We start from the raw sequence: 17,014 nt of genomic DNA on the forward strand, positions 1-17,014 counted from the left end.
CGTGCGGAGGAATCGATCAAGTGGCCGTAAAACGACCGAATTCCACCGTAGGCGCGGGTTCGCAAGGGCGCACGCGGAGGGTCACCGCCCGGCGGTGAGGGCGAGGCTCGCCGGGACGGACCGGTGGGCGTCGGCCAGGGCATTGAGCAGGGCGGCGCGGCCACCGCGGCCGTCGTCCCGTACCCACGCGCGCGCGGCGACGCTCCAGCAGGTGGTCGTGATCCGGGCGAGCACGCGGGGGCGCAGGTCGTCGGCGTCCAGGCCGAGCCGGTCGGCGAGGTGGGCGGCGGCCTCGTCCTCGACGCCCGTGCGGTGGTGGTCGACGTACGCGAGCAGCGCCGGCGCGGTCAGCACCAGGCGGCGCGTCGCGCGGTAACGCTCGTCCCAGCCGGGGTCGAGCGCTTCGACGGCGCCGGTCAGCCGGGTGTGCAGGGCGTCGAGGACGTTGCCGGACAGGTCCCGCCCGCGCAGCTGGTCCAGGTACGCCCGCCACAGCTCGGTCTCCGCCTCGACGGCGACGGCTTCCTTTGCCGGGAAGGCGCGGAAGAACGTGCTCTTGGAGACCTCGACCTCGTCGACGAGGCGGTCCAGGGTCACCGCGTCGAAGCCGTGGGCCGTGAACAGGCGCAGCGCGGTCTCGGCGAGGGTGCGCCGCGTGCGCAGGCGTTTGCGGTCGCGCAGGGGCAGGGAGCGGTCGTCGGCGGGCGAGGTCATGCCGTACAGCATACCGATACTGAGTCACGTTAATCACTTGATACCAAACGAGACCGAGTGTCACTATCGGCGGCGAAGAACCCTAGGAGGCAGAGATGACCACGGCAGAGACGACCCCGAACCCCGGCCCGCCCGCCGCCCTCCCCTTCGGCACAGCCCTGATCGGCCGCACCGAGAAGGCGCTGAACGCGATCCTCCGCCGGCGGATCGACGGCACCGGCCTGACCGAGCCGTTGTGGGTGGCCCTCACCCTGACCGCGACCAGCCAGGGCCCGCTGGAGGCCGCCGCCCTGGAGGCCCGGGTGGCCGACGCCCAGCAGACCGGCATCGAAACCGCCCGCGCCCACCTGGCCGACCTCGCCGACCTGGGCTTCCTCCGTACCACCGAGGACGGCCGGCCCGAACTCACGGAACACGGCAGGTCGGTCTGGGAAGGGCTACGCGCCACCCTCGGCGAGACGACCGCCGGCCTGTGGGGCGATCTCCCCGCGCAGGATCTGGCGGTCGCGGCCCGTGTCCTGACCACCGTCCTGACCCGCGCGCGGGAGGTCCGGTGATCGCCAAGCTGCAGTGCGTGGTGCTGGACTGCCCGGACGTACGGACGCTTGCCCGCTTCTACCAGGCGGTCCTGGGCGGTGAGGTCAACCGGCCCGATCCCCGCTGGGCGGTCGGCGACGGCTTCGCGACCCTGCACACCGACGCCGGGCTCGTGTTCGCCTTCCAGCGGGTCGAGGACTACCGGGCGCCGCAATGGCCGGACGCCGCGCACCCGCAGCAGTTTCACCTGGACCTCGACGTCCCCGACCTCGACCGGGCCCAGGGTGAAGTCCTCGCGCTCGGTGCGACGCTGCTGCGCGCCGACCCCCGCGGCTGGCGGGTCCTCGCGGACCCGGCGGGGCATCCGTTCTGCCTGCTCAGGGGCTAGCCGGTCCCGGAATTCGGCGCCGCGCCCAGGCCCGCCGGCCCAGTGGCGGCCCCGCTGCATACGGGTGCGGGCCGCCCTGCCTCACCCGCGCCGTTCGGTGTGCCGATACCCGAAAGGCCCCGGCAGATCCGCCGAGGTGGTCCGCCGCCCCGTCGTCGACCACGTCCGATGCGCACCCTTGCGCCCAATGGTCAGCGACAGCGACTTACGGTTCACGTTGACCCGCACTCCGGGCAGGATCCGGAACGACTTGCGGAACGTCACGGGCATCACGGCCTCCTTGCTCTCTCCTTTTTCCGTGTGCCCGCCTTTGCTCCGCTCACCCGCCGTGGTGGCTCAACCGGCGGGCGGGGCAGGGGTGGTGGGCGTCAGCCCTCGGACAGCCGGGCCAGCGCAGACGCCGCGTCGGCGTTGCCTGCTTCGGTCGCGCGGGTCCACCAGATGCGGGCGCCGTCGACATCGCCCTGGTTGTGCAGCAAGACGCCGAGGTCGAACATGCCGTTGGCGTTGCCGGCTTCGGCGGCCCGTGTCCACCAGATGCGGGCGGTGTCAAGGTCACGGTCCTCATGGGCGAGCATGCCGACGCTGAGCATGGCGCGTGTGTTGCCGGCGTCGGCGGCACGGATATACCAGGTGCGGGCAGCGTCGCGGTCGCCATCCTCATGTGCGAGGGCACCGAGCATGCCCATGGCGTTGGTGTTGCCGGCTTCGGCGGCGCGTGTCCACCAGGTGCGGGCGGCATCGGTGTCCCCGTCCTCATTTGCAAGGACGCCGAGCATGGCCATGGCGTGAATGTCGTTGGCGTCGGCCGCGCGAGTGTGCCAGGTGCGGGCGGCGTCGGTGTCCCCGTTGTCCCTGGCGACAAGTCCGAGGCTGAGCATCGCGCGTGTGTTGCCGGCTTCAGCGGCGCGTGTCCAGGCGACCGTGGCCTGCGGGCGCCGGTCTGCGGCGAAGGCGGAACCGCCGATCCCAAGGCAGGCTTGCGGGTCCGCCGCCTCGATCAGGGTGTCCCACACCGCGTCCGGGATGTCGCTCGCCTTGGGGACGGGGGATGTCGGGTGGACGTGGTTGGTGAGGATGTCGGTGACGCGGTGTCCGTCGGTCCGGCCGGGGGCGCTGCCGTAGGGGGAGAGGGGGGAGATGCGGTGGGTGTGCTGGACGGGCCGGCAGGCCCAGGTCAGGCCGTTTTCGAACCAGTTGATGGGGGCGTCGGCGCGCTGTTGTCCGGTCAGGTAGTGGTTGGCCAGGGCTTTGAGTACGGGGGCCGGGATGGTTGGGGGGTGGCCGCAGCGGCGGGCGGTCACGGCGGCGCTCAGGAGGGCCTTGCCGTAGGGGTCGTCGGCCTGTTCCCAGCGCAGGAGCAGTTCGGGGGCGGCCGACAGAATCTGGGTCAGGCCCAGGCCGGTCCTGCTGTTGGCGGCGGCGTGCGCGAGGCGGGGGTCGCGGCCGGCCAGTTCCCGGGCGCGTTCCCACTCCGGCTCGGTGAAAGCGGGCAGGGAGAACACCCGAGCCTGCTCCAGGACGTCCTTGTCGTTGCGGTTCGGCGCGTCCACCTGCCGCTCGGCCAAGGCGCCTGCCGCGGAATCGCCGGCGCCGTTCTGTGAGGCCTCGGTGCTGTCCGCAGGACGCGGGGGCGGGGGCGGGGCCGGTGCGGAAGAGGTGCTGCGAAGCTGCTCGTAGCGGTCGGGCCAGATCGTGCCGACGAGTATGACCGGCTGGGTGGTGTCGGCCAGCAGGCGGCGCACGGTGGCGGCCTCCAGCGGGGTGGCGCCGGTAAGGAAGTCCTGGATCTCGTTGAGCCAGATGACGCTGCGGCCCAGGTTCCGGCGCTGCGCCCACGCCATGTCGCCGCCCGGGTACGGCCGTATCAGGCTCCAGTCGGGGAGCGTGCTGGAGATCGCTTCCCAGGCGGTGCGGGTCTTGCCGGCCGCGGCGGGCCCGACGAGCAGTACGAAGCCGCCCTTCGCGGAGCGCGCGCGCAGGTAGTTGCGCAAGTTGGCGTCCACGTCGCGCTCGACGTACTCCGGCAGGTCCGGCGACAGGCTCTGCGGGGCGTCGGCGGGCAGCGGGATGGACGGATGGATGCCGAGAAGAGCGGGATCGGTCTCGGCCACGGTCCTTGGAGTGGGCAGGCCCTGCCAAGCACGATGGACACGCGTGTCCTGCTCCAGGCTGTCCTTCGCACGGGCGACCGTGGACTCGCTCACCACCGCGTACAGAGGCTTGACGGCCGCCAGCAGCACCGCCGCCGCAGCCAGCACCGCTGGCGCAACCCAGCTCGGTCCGGGCACATGCACGACCTTGACGACGCCAGGCACCGCGCTGAACACCGCCATCGCCCCGACCAGACCGGCGAACACCCACGACGACTTCCAGCGTTTCCCCACGACCGCATCGTCGTGGCTGCCGTCCACGGGCCGCCACCGGTTTCGCCCAATTCGACCGCCAATTCCCGTGGGGCGGGCGGGTCCCCGTTCCGGCGCCGACCGCCGCTCGGGCGGCCCGGGCGGATTTCGGTTGTGGCTGTTAAAGTGCGCTGGCCGTGAGGGGGTTGAGCAGCGGATATGGGGGGTTGCGTGGGAGCGGTACGGATACGGTTGGTGGCGCTGGCGCTTGTGGGAGCCGGGGTGCTCGTAGGGTGCGGGTCGTCCGGGGGGTCGGGGGGCCGGAACGTGGAGGTGCGGGTCACCGCGCCCGCGGCCGGCACGCACAGCTCGCCCGTGGTCGGGCTCCCGCTGCCCGAGCCCAGCGCGACGGCGAGCGTTCGGCCCGACGGGTACGACCCCACGCGGGACGCCGCCGCCGATATCGCCGCGGCTCAGCGGGCTGCCGCGAAGGACGGCCGGCCCGTGCTCATTGATTTCGGGGCGGACTGGTGCCCGGACTGCGTCGTGCTCGGGCGTACGTTCACTCAGCCCGGCACGGCTGAGCTGCTTTCGAAGTACCACGTGGTGAAGGTGGACGTCGGGCAGTTCGACCACAACCTGGCCGTCGTCAGGCGCTACGTCAATCTCAACACCAGCGGGATTCCGGCGCTTGCGGTGGTCGACTCCCGGGGGCGTACGGAAGTGGCGACGAATCGGGGGGAGTTCGCCAATGCGAGGAGTATGCCGGCGGCGCAGGTGAACGCCTTCCTCAGTCGGTGGGCGTGAAGGGGGCGCCGCGGGGGTTCGGTACGTTCTCGGGTGCCGGCGCGTTGTGGCTTGTCGCGCAGTTCCCCGCGCCCCTGGGTGATCCGGGCGAACCCGGCGACGTAACCGCAGCCTTGCCGGGTGCCGGCGCTGCGGAAGCCGGCTCGGGCAGTTCCGGTGCGCTGCCGAGTGCGGATGCATCGTGGCTTGTCGCGCAGTTCCCCGCGCCCCTGGGTGATCCGGGCGAACCCGGCGACGCATCCGCAGCCTTGCCGGGTGCCGGCGCTGCGGAAGCCGGCTCGGGCAGTTCCGGTGCGCTGCCGAGTGCGGATGCATCGTGGCTTGTCGCGCAGTTCCCCGCGCCCCTGGGTGATCCGGGCGAAGCCGGCGCCACAGTCGTTTCCCCGCGGCGGGCGGGCGCCTTTCGGAAGGGGTTGGCCTCGGCATTGGGTGCCGTCACCGCGGCTGTGGCTCTGGCCGGGTGCGGGGGCGGCTCCTCCGGGGGCGTACCGGACACGCACGGATCGTTCCGGGCGGGTGGGGTGGCCGTCAGCGTGACGTTGCACCGGGAGGCCGGGCATGGCGGGGGCGGCGTGTTGGTGACGGCCACGCTGCGGCCCGAGGGGGAGGGGTTTCACGTGTACAGCCTGGAAATGCCGGACGGGGGTGTGGAGGCGCTGGGGATTCCGACCCGGCTGGGCGTGGGGGCGCCGTTGGAGGCGGCGGGGGCGGTGACGGCGGGGGTCAGGCCGTATGAGCTGAGCATGGCCGGGCTGGACGTAAAGCTGCCGGTGTACCCGGACGGGCCCGTCACGCTGAGGTTGCCCGCCAGGATCACCGGCAAGGGCGCGCGTGCCGCCGAGGTGACGTTCACGTACGGGGCGTGCAGTGCGACCGAAGGGTGCCGGGCGCCGGTGCGGGGGCGGGCGCTGACGGTAGCCCTGCCCGGGGCATAACCGATCGTTTCGGAATGAGGACACCGCATCATCGGGGTGCGCGCGGCCCGTGCCGTGCGCACGCCGCGGCGGCTGTGAAAATCGCTGTCCGTTCGCCGGAGCACGGTGATAGGCATCCGGCGTGCAAGAGACTCTGGAGTTCCCTGACCTACTGCGGCTGATCGACGATCGGTCGGCTGCTTTCCGCGCCGCGGTCGCCGCCGCGCCCAGCCTCGACGTGCAGGTGCCGACGTGCCCCGAGTGGACGCTGTTCGACCTGGTGCAGCACCTTGGTGAGGGGCGCCGTGCGTGGGCCGCCACCATCTCCGCGGGACCTGACGCCACGGCCAAGGCCTCACCCAAGGGCGACGCGACCGCACCTCGGGAGCGCGAGGCCCTGCTGGCCTGGTTGGCCGCATCGACGCAGCTGCTGCTGGACGCGCTGGGGGAGGCCGGCCCGGATCGCGGTTGCTGGACGTGGTGGGGCAAGTCCCAGTCGCCGCAGACCTGCGGCGCCGTCGCCCGGCACCAGCTCCACGAGATCGCGGTGCACACCTACGACGCCCAGCTCACCGTAGGTGCCCCGCAGCCGCTGCCGGAGGAAGTGGCGCTCGACGGCGCTGAGGAGTTCCTCTCCACCATATGCACCACGACGGAGGCCTGGCCGCACGAGCCTGCGGTCGTCGACTACCACGCCACCGAGGGCCGCTCCTGGCGCCACTGGCTCTCCGACGACGGCGCACGGGCCGCCCGTCTGTCCACACCCGGCACGACTCCGGCCTCCGCCACCGACGAGGAGCCGGAGGCGACTGATGCCTCCATCGAGGGTTCGGCCAATGAGCTGGTCCTCTCTTTCTACGGCCGCATTCCGCTGGACTCCCTGAAGCTCGACGACAACCGGGGGGTCTTCGACCAGCTCGTAGCCTGGGACCCGGAGCAGTAGTACGTGACGGGGCGTCAACCTCTTGCTCGGGTGAGCAAATCCGCGTACTTTCTTGCTCATGCAAGCCAAAGATAGCTCGACCGAGCAAAGGGCGGGGCGCAGGAGCAGGGCGTCCTTCACGGAGACGGGGCGCCGCGCGCAGATCGTCGCGGCGGCGATCGACGTGATTGCCGAAGTCGGCTACCACCGGGCCTCGTTCGCGAAGATCGCGGAGCGGGCCGGGCTGAGCAGCACGGGCATGATCTCGTACCACTTCGACGGGCGGGACGACCTCATGCGCGAGGTCGTCGCCGAGGTGATGCGGCTCGCGGACGGGTACGTGCGGCCCCGTATCGAGGCCCACGAGAACTACACGGCGCGCCTGCGGGCCTTCATCGAGGGCAACCTCGACCTGTGCGCGGCCTTCCCGAACCACCTCGCCGCGATCACCGAGGTCCTCACCAACCTCCGCGGCGGCGACCCCACCATGGTCGCCTTCGTCGACATGAACGAGGCGATCCTCGCCACCCAGGTGGAGCAGATCCGCAAGGCGCAACGCGCGGGTGAGTTCGGCGACTTCGATCCCTGGGTGATGGTGCGGGCGATCCGGGCCGCCATCGACGACGTGGTGCGGCGCGCCACCCACGAGCCGGATCTCGACGTACGGGCCGCCGGCCGGGAGTTGGCGGACCTGTTCGACCGCGCCACCAGGAGGACGTCATGACCACAGCGGACACGGGGGCGCCGATCATGGCAACGCATCCGGCGGCAGGGGCGGCAGCGGGGCCCGCACCACGGCCCGACACGGAACCGGCCGACCCGGCCCACCACGCCACCGACCCGGCCCGGGATGTCGACGAGGCCGCCGCGGTGAACCGTGAGCGCAGAACCAGGGCGCTGCGCCGGCGCCTGGTCGCCCAGCTCCTCTTCGAGCTCGTCCTCCCCCTCGGCTCCTACTACGGGCTGCGCGCGGCCGGCGCCGGCCAGTACGTCTCGATGGCCGTCGGCAGCGTGCTGCTCCTGCCCTGGATCGTGTACGGCATCGTGCGGCAGCGGCGCGTCGAGGCGACGGCGGTGTTCACGCTGAGCCTGGTGGTGCTCGGCACCCTGCTGTCGCTGATCACCGGCAGCCCGCGGGTGCTGATGATCCGGGACAGCTGGCTGACGGCGACGCTCGGGATCTGGGTGCTGGGCACGCTGCCCACCCGGCGCCCGTTCATGATGACGGCCGCGCGCGGCATCGTCATCGCCAAGATCGGCGAGCCCGGGCTGGCCGCGTGGGAGGCGCAGTGGGACACGGACCCGACGTTCCGTCACCACCTGCGGCTGCTCACCGCCGTGTGGGGCTCGGGCTTCCTCCTCGACGCCGTGCTGCGCGTGGCGCTGGCGTACACGATCCCGGTGGACGCCTTCCCGCTCACCAGCACGCTGCTCTGGCTGGTGCTGCTCGGCGGGCTGATCGGCTTCCACAACTGGTACATCACCCGGAACGGGCTGAAGCTGTGATCCCCTCCGCGCCGGCCGCCCACGGGGGGGGGCGGCCGGCGCGATGGCCGGGGTCAGGGAGTGGCGGGAGCGAAGGAGGTGCCGGTCCCGGGGAAGGGGGGAACGCACGCGGGTGCGGCTCCGCGCTGTACGTGGGCGGTGATGACGTACCCGGCGTGTGCGGGGTCGGTACGGGCCAGGGGGAACACGACGAGCAGGTGCGCGCCGGCGGGAATCGCCTCGGGCCGGACGTCGAGAAGCGGCTTGCCGCCCTTGGCCGTTTCGATACGCCACACCCCTTGGACGAAGGGGGCGGACTCGGCCGCGGGGGCACCGGTCGCCGCGGGCGCTTCGACATCGGGCGCGCCGGCGGTCGGCGGGGTGGAGCAGCCGGGCTCGCCGGCGTGGACGAGGGCCGGGACGCCGAGGCGGTTGAGGTCGCGCTGTACGGCGTTCAGGTCGAGCCGCTTGGCGTCCGGGTCGGTGATGGCGAGCCGGACCACGCCGTGGGCCCCGCGCCGCACGGTGTACGCGGGGGCGTGCGCGGCGGCGGAGTGGTGGTGGCCGGTGGCCGCGGTGGTGGCGAGGACGGCCCCGGCCGCGGCCGCGACGATCAGCGGGACGGCCAGGAGGGCGAGGCGGCGCCGGGGACGGGCGCGGGCAGCGGCGGACGCTCCGGGCGAGCGGTGGATCTCGTTCATCAGCTGGTCCTCGATCAGTCGGGTCCCGGCCCGGGTCCGGGCGGCCTCTTCCCTCTCCACACCCATGAGTTGTCCGGCCGCCCGTGACCGGTTCCCATGATCCGCGTCACGGGCGCCGAGCGGGCCCAACGTAGGCTCTGGACGCGCGCGGTCGACGGGGAGCGCGTCGCGGTCGACGAGTCCGACGAACGGTTCGACGAACGGAGTGTCCCGCTGTGTCGCAGGCGCACGAGGAACAGCAGGAACAGCAGGAACAGCAGGAACAGCAGGAACAGCAGGAACAGCAGGAAGAAGTCCTGGCCAAGATCCGCAAGGGGCTCGTCTACACCGAGACCGAAGCCGCCTTCCAGGCCCCTCGACGCCGGACCGAGCAGATCTTCGCGTACAACCACACCCCGCCCAACGAAACCGAGAAGCTCCGTACGCTGCTGGTCTCGATCCTCGGATCGGTCGGTGAGCGCGCGATATTGGCGTCGCCCTTCCACGCCGCCTTCGGCAGCAACGTGCACATCGGTGACGACTTCTTCGGCAACGTGAACCTCACGTTCGTCGACGACGTCGACATCCGCATAGGCAACGGCGTCATGATCGCGCCCAGCGTGACCCTGACGACCACCGGCCACCCGGTGCACCCCGCCCGGCGGGTGGACTTCGGGCGGTTCTCGGAGCCGATCGTGATCGAGGACAAGGTCTGGATCGGCAGCAACGCGGTCGTCCTGCCCGGGGTCCGGATCGGCTACGGCTCGGTCATCGGCGCGGGGAGCGTCGTCAGCCGCGACATTCCGCCCATGTCCGTGGCGGTCGGCACCCCTTGCCGCGTCGTGCGGCCCATCACGGACGAGGACCTCAGGACGCGTACGGCCGGGGCGTGACGGAAGTCGCGAACCGCGAGGTCACGGGGTCAGGACGACCTTGCCGGTGACGGTGCCGGATTCCGCCAGGCGCAGGGCCTCGGCGGCGCTGGTGAGCGGAAGTTCGGCGGCGACGGGGGCTGCGATGTCGCCGCGGCGCAGGGCGGTGAAGACCTCGGTGAGGTCGGTGCGCAGCCGGGTACGGAAGCGGTCCTTGGCGAGCGCCCGGCCGGCCCAGATGTTGAAGAAGTGGGCGCGGCGGCCGTTGGGCAGGGCGTTCCAGAGCCAGGTGCGGGCGAGGATCTTCAGCACGGGCCACTGCTTGGAGCCGGTGGCGTCGCGGGTGGAGGCGCTGCCGTACGACACGAGGGTGCCGCCGCGGGCGAGCAGGTGCCATGAGTCGACGACGCTGCGGCCGCCGATGTGGTCGAAGACGGCGTCCACTCCGCCGGGGGCCAGCTCGCGGACCCGGTCCGGCACGTTTTCCGTGCGGTAGTCGACCGGGGTGACGCCGAGTGCCCGCAGGGCGTCGTGGTGGCGGGCGGAGGCCGTGCCGATCACCTTCACGCCGGCCGCGCGGGCGAGCTGGACCAGGATCTGGCCCACGCCGCCGCCGGCGCCGTGCACCAGGACGGTCTGCCCGCGGCGTACCCGGGCGATGCGGTGCAGCATCTGCCAGGCGGTGATGCCGTTGACCACCACGGTCTCGGCCTGTGCGGCGGTCGGGCCGTCGGGGACCTCGACCGCGTCCTTGGCGTCGATGACCACGTGGCTGGCCCAGCCGCCGACCTTGACCAGCGCGGCCACCCGCCGGCCGGCCAGGCCCGGGTCGACGCCGGGGCCGGTCGACACCACCCGGCCCACCAGGTCGTAGCCGGGCACGAACGGGAACGGCGGCTGGTCGTAGTAGCGCCCGCGGCGCATCTGCTGCTCGGCGAAGGAGACACCGGTCGCCTCCATGGCGATCACGATCTGTCCCGGGCCGGGGTCGGGCACGGTCGCGTGGCGTATCTGCAGGTCTTCCGGGTCCACGATGCCCGGCAGGACGACCTGGACGAGGGGCTGGCTGCTCATGGCTGACCCTTTCTTTCCTAGGGGATCTTGCGTTCGTTATAAGGTGTAACAGAACTTCGCGTGAGGGTCAATCGCGTTCGTGATACCTTCTAACGAAGCGGAACGGCAGAGCTTGCCGGGAGAGCGCGAGGACGGGAGAACGGGTCGTGAGCAAGCCGGATACGCAGACTCCCCGGGGCCGCTACCGCGCCCAGGTACGGGAGGAGGTCAAGCGGCACGCCTGGGAGCAGATCGCCGCGGCCGGGGCGTCCGCCCTGTCCCTGAACGCCATCGCCAAGCAGATGGGGATGAGCGGGCCGGCCCTCTACCGGTACTTCGCCAGCCGCGACGAGCTGATCACCGAGCTCATCCGGGACGCGTACCGGAGCCTGGCCGACACGTTCCGGGCCCGCGCCCGCGCCGACGCCGGTTCCAAGGCCGGTGCCGGTGCCGATCTCGGCGACCTCGCGCACGCCCTGCGCGGCTGGGCCCTCGACGACCCGCAGCGCTATTTTCTCATCTACGGCACCCCCGTGCCCGGTTACCGGGCTCCCGAGGACACCACCCGGACCGCCTCGGAGATCATGGCCGTCATCCTCGACGCCTGCGCGGCAGCCCCCGCCGGCTCCCCCGGCTCCCCCGCCTCCCCCGCCGAAAAGCTCCCCACCACGCACCCCTCACCGTTCGACGCGCATCTGGACGCCCACCGGGCCTGGGCCGGCCCGCACCCGGCCCCGTCCTCGGCGCTGCATCGCGCCCTCCTCTTCTGGACCCGCCTGCACGGCGTGCTCTCCCTCGAACTCGCCGGGCACTTCGCGGGCATGGGATTCGACCCGGCGCAGCTCTACACCGCCGAGGCCGAGGCGGTCATGGGCCGCTGATCGGCGGCGAAGCGTTCCCGGATGCGGCACCCGTACCGCTGCGTAACCTGGAAAGCAGGGACAAAACCCCGCGTGCGGTGGTTCACGCCCGCACGGAAGGACGGAAGGCACGGAAGGCACGACAGGTCGGAAGGAGAGGTGGCCTCATGGGTGCAGCGCCGGAGACCGTGCAGAAAGCGGAACTGACCCCGGAGGAGGCGCGGGAGAGCGAGCGCCAGTGGTTCCTCGACGCCAGGACCGGGGAGCTGAAGCCGGACGGCGGCCACTCCGGTCAGGGGCCGGGGTCCCAGGGGCCGGAGTCGGGGTCGAAGGCGGTCCGCGTGGCGCGCTGGCTGCTGGATTGACGGGTTGCCGGATTGACCGAGCAGCAGGCGGCCGAGGACCGCGTCTGGGCACGGCACCGCCGCCGTACGGGCGCGGTGCTGATCGTCGGCTCGGGGGCGGTCGGCGGTTTCCTCGCGGAAGAGCTGGCGCGGATGGGGTTCAGCCCGCTGCGGCTGGTCGATCCCGACACGCTCGCGGTGGAGAACCTGGTCCGGCACCCGCTGGGCGCGCCGTCGTTGGGGCAGCCCAAGGCGCCGGCACTGGCCGAGCGGATCCGGCGGGACTTCCCGCCCTGCGACGCCAGGGGCTTTGACGCCGATTTCCTCGAACTGCCCGCGGCCGAGCAGCGGTTGCTGGCCGCGCAGGCCGATGTGGTGGTGGCCGCGACCGACTCGATCGCGTGCCAGCGCCACATCAACCGCGTCGCCCTGGCGGCCGGCAGGCCCGCGGTGTTCCCGGCGATCTGGGTCGACCCGCGGATCCGTGACGCCGAGGTCGGCGAGATCCTTTGGGTGCTCCCGGGCCGGCGGACACCCTGCTACGAGTGCGCGTCGGCCTTCCGGCGCACGGCCTCCGACGCGCAGGCCGCGCGCGGCGCCCGGGTGGACATCCAACTCGTCGTCCTGGCCACGGCCCAGGTCGTCGCGGCCCTGGCCCACCCCGACGACACCCGCTCGGCGATCCTCGACCCCGGCCGCAGCGCCCTCTACCTCCACGGCCTCACCCCCACCTCCCCCGGGGTCCGCGCCGCCTTCCCCTCCCCGGGCCTGAGCAGCCGCAACGTCCGCGTCCCCTTCCCCGCCCACCCCTGCCCCGCCTGCCACGGCCGCCGCTCACCCCTCTCCCCCCACACCCTCGCCCCCCTTCCCCCGGACTACCTCCCCCCACCCCCCGACGGCGCCGAACCCGCCCGCCCACGACTCGGCGTCTTCGCCCTCATCGCCCTGACCGTGATGGCCTTCTTCATCGCCTCCCTCATCCACGCGTCGCCCAGATGACGTCGCGGCCCCGGGCTCCCGCTACGGCCGGGAAGGCGGGTCCGGGCAGGAGGTGTCGGATTGGGTGATGGTCCAGCCGTTGCCGGTCACCTGGACGCCCGTGAGGGACAAGGGGCGTTGGCCCTGGGGGGTGGGAAAGGCGGGGGCCGCGAGGGCGGCGCCCGAGGTTCCCGGGGTGGGCAGTGCCGGGGAGGTCGGGGGGGTCATGTGGGCCACTGTGCAGACCAGTTGGAGCATGGCCAGGTGGGTGAGGGGAGGGACGTCCTGGGGGAGCTTCACGGAGAGGGTGTTGCCGTTGGCGTCGCCGCTGATCTCCACCTCGGGGGTGGCCTTCAGGCGGGGCAGTTCGGTGGTGGCCGTGCGGGCCTCGCCCGCGATCGGGCCGTAGAAGAGGAAGCGGACGACGGCACCGAAGTCACCGGGGTCGACGATCTTGCGGGGGAAGGGCCGCAGGACTCCGTCGTGCACGAAGTAGATGAGGACGGGGGTGGGCGTCGCGGGCGTCGGGCGGGGGACGTACATGCCGCTCGCCGGTGTGCCGGCCTGGATGACGCCGGACGGCGGGACTCCGCAGGCGGCCAGGGTGAGCGCGGACACCAGCCCGACCAGCGGCGCCACCGCGCGCGCGGCCTTCACCGGGCACCCGCGCCGGAGGACGGACGGGCGGGCGGATGAGCGGGCGCGTCCAGGGTTACGTCATCGGTCACGTCATCGGTTACGTCATCGGTCAGGTCCCCGGCAGCCGAATCGCGGTGCAGCGGCAGCTCGACCGTGAACACCGCGCCGCCCGCGGGCCGGTTCGCCGCGCTGATGCGGCCGCCGTGCAGCCGCACGTTCTCCGCCGTGATGGCCAGGCCCAGCCCGCTGCTCTCGCTCCTGGTCCGTGAGGTGGCCGCCTTGTAGAAGCGCTCGAAGATGTGCGGCAGCGCTTCCTGCGCGATCCCCGGTCCGCTGTCGGCCACCTCGATGACGGCCCACGCCATGTCCGCCCGCCCCTCTTCTTCCCGCACGCCCATGGTCACCCGCACCGGCGGCGTCCCGTGCCGCAGCGCGTTGCCGACCAGATTGGCGGTCACCACGTCCAGCCGGCGCGGGTCCACCCGCGCCCTGAGCACGCCCGGTCCGGGCAGGTGGGTCTCGACCTGGCCCTGCCACCCCCGGGAGGCGAGGGTGCGCCGCACCGACTCGGCCAGGTCGATCTCGTCCAGGTTGAGTTCGACCGCGCCCGCGTCGAAGCGGGATATCTCCATCAGGTCGTTCACCAGCCCGCTCAGCCGGCCGGTGCCCTCGCTGATCAGCCGCAGCGCGTCGCCGGTCTCCCGGTCCAGGCGCAGCGCGTTCTCGTCGAGCACATCGGTGACCGCGGTCATCGCCGCCAGCGGCGTGCGCAGTTCGTGGGAGACGTCCGCGACGAAGCGGCGCGCCTGGGCCTCCATGCGGCGCAGCTCCGCGACCGACCGCTCCAGTGCAGCCGCCGTGTCGTTGAACGACTGCGAGAGATCGGCGAGTTCGTCGGAACCGTTGACGGCCAGCCGCACGTCGAGGTGCCCCTCGGCCATCCGGCGCGTGGCCCGGCGCAGCGCCCGTACGGGACGCAGCACCCCGCTCGCGGCCAGCAGCGCGAGGCCGACGGCGAGGCACAGCGCCATCAGGGTGGCCCGCTCGATGCCGCTGATGATCGCCTTGACGTAGCCCTCTTCGGCGTCCTGCGCCACCGTCAGGTACATCACCGTCCCCGAGAGCTTGGCATCCGTGTCGGTGCCGGTGGTGTACGTGATCGGCATTCCGACGACGAGCAGGGGGTGCCCGTCGGCGTTCACCCGCTGGAACACCGCGGCGCGTTCGGTCGCCACGGACCGGAGCAGCTGCGGGCTCAGCCGGTCGAAGTCGGCGCTCGGCGCGGACGCGCGGACACCGCGGTACGTGGCCATGACCCGCCATCCTTGTGTCTGGTTGGCGTGCAGCACCTGGTTCACCGCGGCCTGGAGGTCGGACTGATCGGGCACCGGGGGCAGGTAGCCGGCCACGGCGTCGACGCTCGCCCGGAACTGCCGGATCACCGAGTCCTGGCTCTGCTGGAGCACCCCCGTGCGCGCCTCCCGGAAGGCGAGGGCCCCGGTGCTCAGCGCGCTGACCATGGCCACCAGGACGAAGGCGGCGACCAGGCGGGAGCGCAGGCCCCGCAGCGGCAGCGGGATACGGGCCAGGACCGCCTTGACCACCCGGCCGCTCACAGCACGCCGAAGCGGTAGCCGAAGCCGCGTACGGTCTGCACGTACCGCGGCTCCCTGCCCTCACCGAGCTTGGTGCGCAGCCGCTTCACGCACGCGTCCACCAGCCGTATGTCGCCGTTGTAGCTGTGCTCCCAGACCGCTTCGAGCAGTTGCTGGCGGCTGAACACCTGGCCGGGCGAGGCCGACAGGGTCAGCAGCAGCCGCAGCTCGGAGGGGGCGAGCGGCACGGCCTCGCCGCGGTGGGTCACCACGAGCCCGGCCCGGTCGATGACCAGTTCGCCGTGCGTCTCGGCCCTGGGCCGCACGCCGTACGAGACCGACGCGTCCTGTCGGCGCAGTACGGCCCGTATGCGCGCGTCGAGCACCCGGGCCTGCACGGGCTTGACCACGTAGTCGTCCGCGCCGGCCTCCAGCCCGACGACCACGTCGATGTCGTCGCCCTTGGCCGTCACCATGATGATCGGCACCTGGTCGCGTTCCCGGATCCGCCGGCACACGTCGAGGCCGGACATGCCGGGCAGCATGAGATCGAGCACGATGACGTCCGGACGGAAGGCGCGCAGCTGCTCCAATGCCTCTTCGCCCGTTGCGGCGGCGAAAACGTCGTGCCCCTGATGCCGCAGCGCCAACTGGACGGCCTGACGGACATCCGGGTCGTCTTCGACAATCAGGACTCGCGACACTGCGACAGTGTAAGCAGATCGGACAAGCACACCGCCCTGAGAAGAGCCCCCTCCGGGCTCCTGTTACAGAACGATCACAACGGCCTCAGAAGGCCGCCGGTCGTTACCCTTTCGTGATTATCCGCGCTCATGGCGATCATCTGATCTGACCAGCGTGAGTTGTCATGCGTTCGGCACGAGAGCGGAATTCCGCATCATCCACCGGCAGCGCCCCATCCGCCGGCACCGCCCCCTCCACCGGCAGCGCCACGTCCTCCCGCCGCGGCCGCCGTCACGACCGGTCCTCCCACCACCGGGGCCGTCCCCGCCGCTGGGGCCGGGGTTGGCTGATCGCCACAGTGCTGGCCGCGGGCCTGTTCGGCTCGCTGACCACGTACGTCATGGGCGGTGCGCACAACGACCCCTTGAGCAGCGCCCCACCGAGCGGCGCGCCGCCGCACCGGCGGTTCCCGGCGGGCATGGCCCCGCCATCGGCCCCGGCCGCCGCACCGACCATCCGCGCCAGGAGGCCCACTGCCACGCCCACCCCCACCTCCGGCGAGACCTCCGACAAGACCTCCGCCGACATCGACGTCCCGGAAACGGGCAGCGGCACCTTCGTGACCGCGGACGCCGGCGGCACGAAGGTCGGCCAGGGCCCGCACCCCCTCCGCTACGTCGTGGAGATCGAGACCGGCATCGACATCGCACCGACCGACGCGGCGAAGGAGATCGCCGGCATCCTGGCCGCGCCGCGGGGCTGGACCCACGACCCGGACTACGCCTTCCAGCTGGTGAGCGCGGGAGCACCGCACGACCTCACCGTACGGATCGCGACCCCGGGCACGACGGACGCCCTGTGCTGGGCGGGCATCCACCAGGACACCGAAGGCGAGTACGACTGCGAGGTCCCCGACGGTGTGATCGTCAACCTCAAGCGCTGGGTGAAGGGCTCACCCACCTTCGACGGCCCGATCCACGACTACCGCGCCCTGATCATCAACCACGAGATGGGCCACTTCCTCGGCTGGTCCCACATGACCTGCCCCGGCCCCGGCCGGCTCGCCCCCGTGATGATGCAGCAGATCAAGGGCCTCCACGGCTGCCGCGCCAACGCCTGGCCCTACGACGAGGACGGCGACTTCATCTCCGGCCCACCCGCCTGACACGTCCCGGATGGCAAGCCCAACTCGCCCCG

Annotated in this window: 20 protein-coding genes; 12 read left to right on the forward strand and 8 right to left on the reverse strand. The window is 72.2% G+C overall.

Annotation, left to right across the window (positions count from 1 at the left end):
• Positions 1-81 precede the first annotated feature (81 nt).
• Positions 82-714, reverse strand: coding sequence for a TetR family transcriptional regulator (locus tag ITX44_RS25420; protein WP_205359688.1), 633 nt, complete (start codon positions 712-714; stop codon positions 82-84).
• A gap of 95 nt (positions 715-809) precedes the next feature.
• Between ITX44_RS25420 and ITX44_RS25425 the strand changes: the two genes are divergently transcribed.
• Both ITX44_RS25425 and ITX44_RS25430 read left to right on the forward strand, forming a co-directional pair.
• Positions 810-1,271 (forward strand): winged helix DNA-binding protein, encoded by a 462-nt coding sequence (locus ITX44_RS25425; protein WP_205359689.1) that lies wholly within the window; start codon positions 810-812, stop codon positions 1,269-1,271.
• Positions 1,268-1,639: a VOC family protein gene (locus ITX44_RS25430; protein WP_205359690.1), complete on the forward strand. Its 372-nt coding sequence runs from the start codon at positions 1,268-1,270 to the stop codon at positions 1,637-1,639. The genes ITX44_RS25425 and ITX44_RS25430 overlap by 4 nt, the downstream gene beginning before the upstream one ends.
• An 81-nt stretch (positions 1,640-1,720) precedes the next feature.
• On the opposite strand, the gene ITX44_RS25435 is transcribed toward ITX44_RS25430, so the two are convergent.
• Positions 1,721-1,909, reverse strand: a complete 189-nt coding sequence (locus tag ITX44_RS25435) for a DUF4236 domain-containing protein (RefSeq protein ID WP_205359691.1) — start codon at positions 1,907-1,909, stop codon at positions 1,721-1,723.
• 98 nt (positions 1,910-2,007) lie between these two features.
• Positions 2,008-4,026: a tetratricopeptide repeat protein gene (locus tag ITX44_RS25440; RefSeq protein WP_205359692.1), complete on the reverse strand. Its 2,019-nt coding sequence runs from the start codon at positions 4,024-4,026 to the stop codon at positions 2,008-2,010.
• Between the two features lie 285 nt (positions 4,027-4,311).
• Here ITX44_RS25440 and ITX44_RS25445 point away from each other — a divergent pair, with 285 nt between their 5' ends.
• From ITX44_RS25445 to ITX44_RS25465, 5 genes are all read left to right on the forward strand, one after another.
• The gene (locus ITX44_RS25445; protein ID WP_205359693.1) at positions 4,312-4,791 is read left to right on the forward strand and encodes a thioredoxin family protein; all 480 of its coding nucleotides are present in this window, start codon (positions 4,312-4,314) and stop codon (positions 4,789-4,791) included.
• Complete coding sequence (locus ITX44_RS25450; protein ID WP_205359694.1) at positions 4,782-5,726, forward strand: hypothetical protein; 945 nt, start codon at positions 4,782-4,784, stop codon at positions 5,724-5,726. Before ITX44_RS25445 ends, ITX44_RS25450 begins: the two co-directional genes overlap by 10 nt.
• A 121-nt stretch (positions 5,727-5,847) precedes the next feature.
• The gene (locus ITX44_RS25455; protein ID WP_205359695.1) at positions 5,848-6,648 is read left to right on the forward strand and encodes a maleylpyruvate isomerase family mycothiol-dependent enzyme; all 801 of its coding nucleotides are present in this window, start codon (positions 5,848-5,850) and stop codon (positions 6,646-6,648) included.
• 58 nt (positions 6,649-6,706) lie between these two features.
• A complete protein-coding gene (locus ITX44_RS25460) occupies positions 6,707-7,351 on the forward strand; it encodes a TetR/AcrR family transcriptional regulator (protein ID WP_205359696.1) in 645 nt (214 codons plus the stop codon).
• Positions 7,348-8,133 carry a VC0807 family protein gene (locus ITX44_RS25465; protein WP_205359697.1) on the forward strand — a complete coding sequence of 262 codons (786 nt, stop codon included), beginning with the start codon at positions 7,348-7,350 and terminating at the stop codon, positions 8,131-8,133. Before ITX44_RS25460 ends, ITX44_RS25465 begins: the two co-directional genes overlap by 4 nt.
• Positions 8,134-8,186: 53 nt before the next feature.
• On the opposite strand, the gene ITX44_RS25470 is transcribed toward ITX44_RS25465, so the two are convergent.
• Positions 8,187-8,879, reverse strand: a complete 693-nt coding sequence (locus ITX44_RS25470) for a hypothetical protein (RefSeq protein ID WP_205359698.1) — start codon at positions 8,877-8,879, stop codon at positions 8,187-8,189.
• A 230-nt stretch (positions 8,880-9,109) separates the two neighbouring features.
• Between ITX44_RS25470 and ITX44_RS25475 the strand changes: the two genes are divergently transcribed.
• Positions 9,110-9,685 (forward strand): sugar O-acetyltransferase, encoded by a 576-nt coding sequence (locus tag ITX44_RS25475; protein WP_236061585.1) that lies wholly within the window; start codon positions 9,110-9,112, stop codon positions 9,683-9,685.
• A gap of 21 nt (positions 9,686-9,706) precedes the next feature.
• Here ITX44_RS25475 and ITX44_RS25480 read toward each other — a convergent pair whose 3' ends face one another.
• Positions 9,707-10,738: a medium chain dehydrogenase/reductase family protein gene (locus tag ITX44_RS25480; RefSeq protein ID WP_205359700.1), complete on the reverse strand. Its 1,032-nt coding sequence runs from the start codon at positions 10,736-10,738 to the stop codon at positions 9,707-9,709.
• 146 nt (positions 10,739-10,884) lie between these two features.
• Here ITX44_RS25480 and ITX44_RS25485 point away from each other — a divergent pair, with 146 nt between their 5' ends.
• The 3 genes from ITX44_RS25485 (at position 10,885) to ITX44_RS25495 (ending at position 12,920) form a co-directional block, all read left to right on the forward strand.
• Positions 10,885-11,598: a TetR/AcrR family transcriptional regulator gene (locus ITX44_RS25485; RefSeq protein ID WP_205359701.1), complete on the forward strand. Its 714-nt coding sequence runs from the start codon at positions 10,885-10,887 to the stop codon at positions 11,596-11,598.
• Between the two features lie 146 nt (positions 11,599-11,744).
• A complete protein-coding gene (locus ITX44_RS25490; protein ID WP_205359702.1) occupies positions 11,745-11,942 on the forward strand; it encodes a hypothetical protein in 198 nt (65 codons plus the stop codon).
• 12 nt (positions 11,943-11,954) lie between these two features.
• Positions 11,955-12,920 carry a ThiF family adenylyltransferase gene (locus tag ITX44_RS25495; protein ID WP_205359703.1) on the forward strand — a complete coding sequence of 322 codons (966 nt, stop codon included), beginning with the start codon at positions 11,955-11,957 and terminating at the stop codon, positions 12,918-12,920.
• Between the two features lie 21 nt (positions 12,921-12,941).
• Here the strand turns inward: ITX44_RS25495 and ITX44_RS25500 are convergent, their stop codons facing one another.
• The 3 genes from ITX44_RS25500 to ITX44_RS25510 form a co-directional block, all read right to left on the reverse strand.
• Positions 12,942-13,556, reverse strand: a complete 615-nt coding sequence (locus tag ITX44_RS25500) for a hypothetical protein (RefSeq protein ID WP_205359704.1) — start codon at positions 13,554-13,556, stop codon at positions 12,942-12,944.
• Positions 13,553-15,058 (reverse strand): sensor histidine kinase, encoded by a 1,506-nt coding sequence (locus ITX44_RS25505; protein ID WP_205359766.1) that lies wholly within the window; start codon positions 15,056-15,058, stop codon positions 13,553-13,555. Before ITX44_RS25505 ends, ITX44_RS25500 begins: the two co-directional genes overlap by 4 nt.
• A 92-nt stretch (positions 15,059-15,150) precedes the next feature.
• A complete protein-coding gene (locus tag ITX44_RS25510; RefSeq protein WP_205359705.1) occupies positions 15,151-15,837 on the reverse strand; it encodes a response regulator in 687 nt (228 codons plus the stop codon).
• Between the two features lie 164 nt (positions 15,838-16,001).
• Here ITX44_RS25510 and ITX44_RS25515 point away from each other — a divergent pair, with 164 nt between their 5' ends.
• Complete coding sequence (locus tag ITX44_RS25515) at positions 16,002-16,982, forward strand: DUF3152 domain-containing protein (RefSeq protein ID WP_205359706.1); 981 nt, start codon at positions 16,002-16,004, stop codon at positions 16,980-16,982.
• The last annotated feature ends 32 nt before the right edge of the window (positions 16,983-17,014 follow it).

It is taken from the genome of Actinacidiphila acididurans (assembly GCF_016918855.1).
GTDB lineage: Bacteria > Actinomycetota > Actinomycetes > Streptomycetales > Streptomycetaceae > Actinacidiphila > Actinacidiphila acididurans.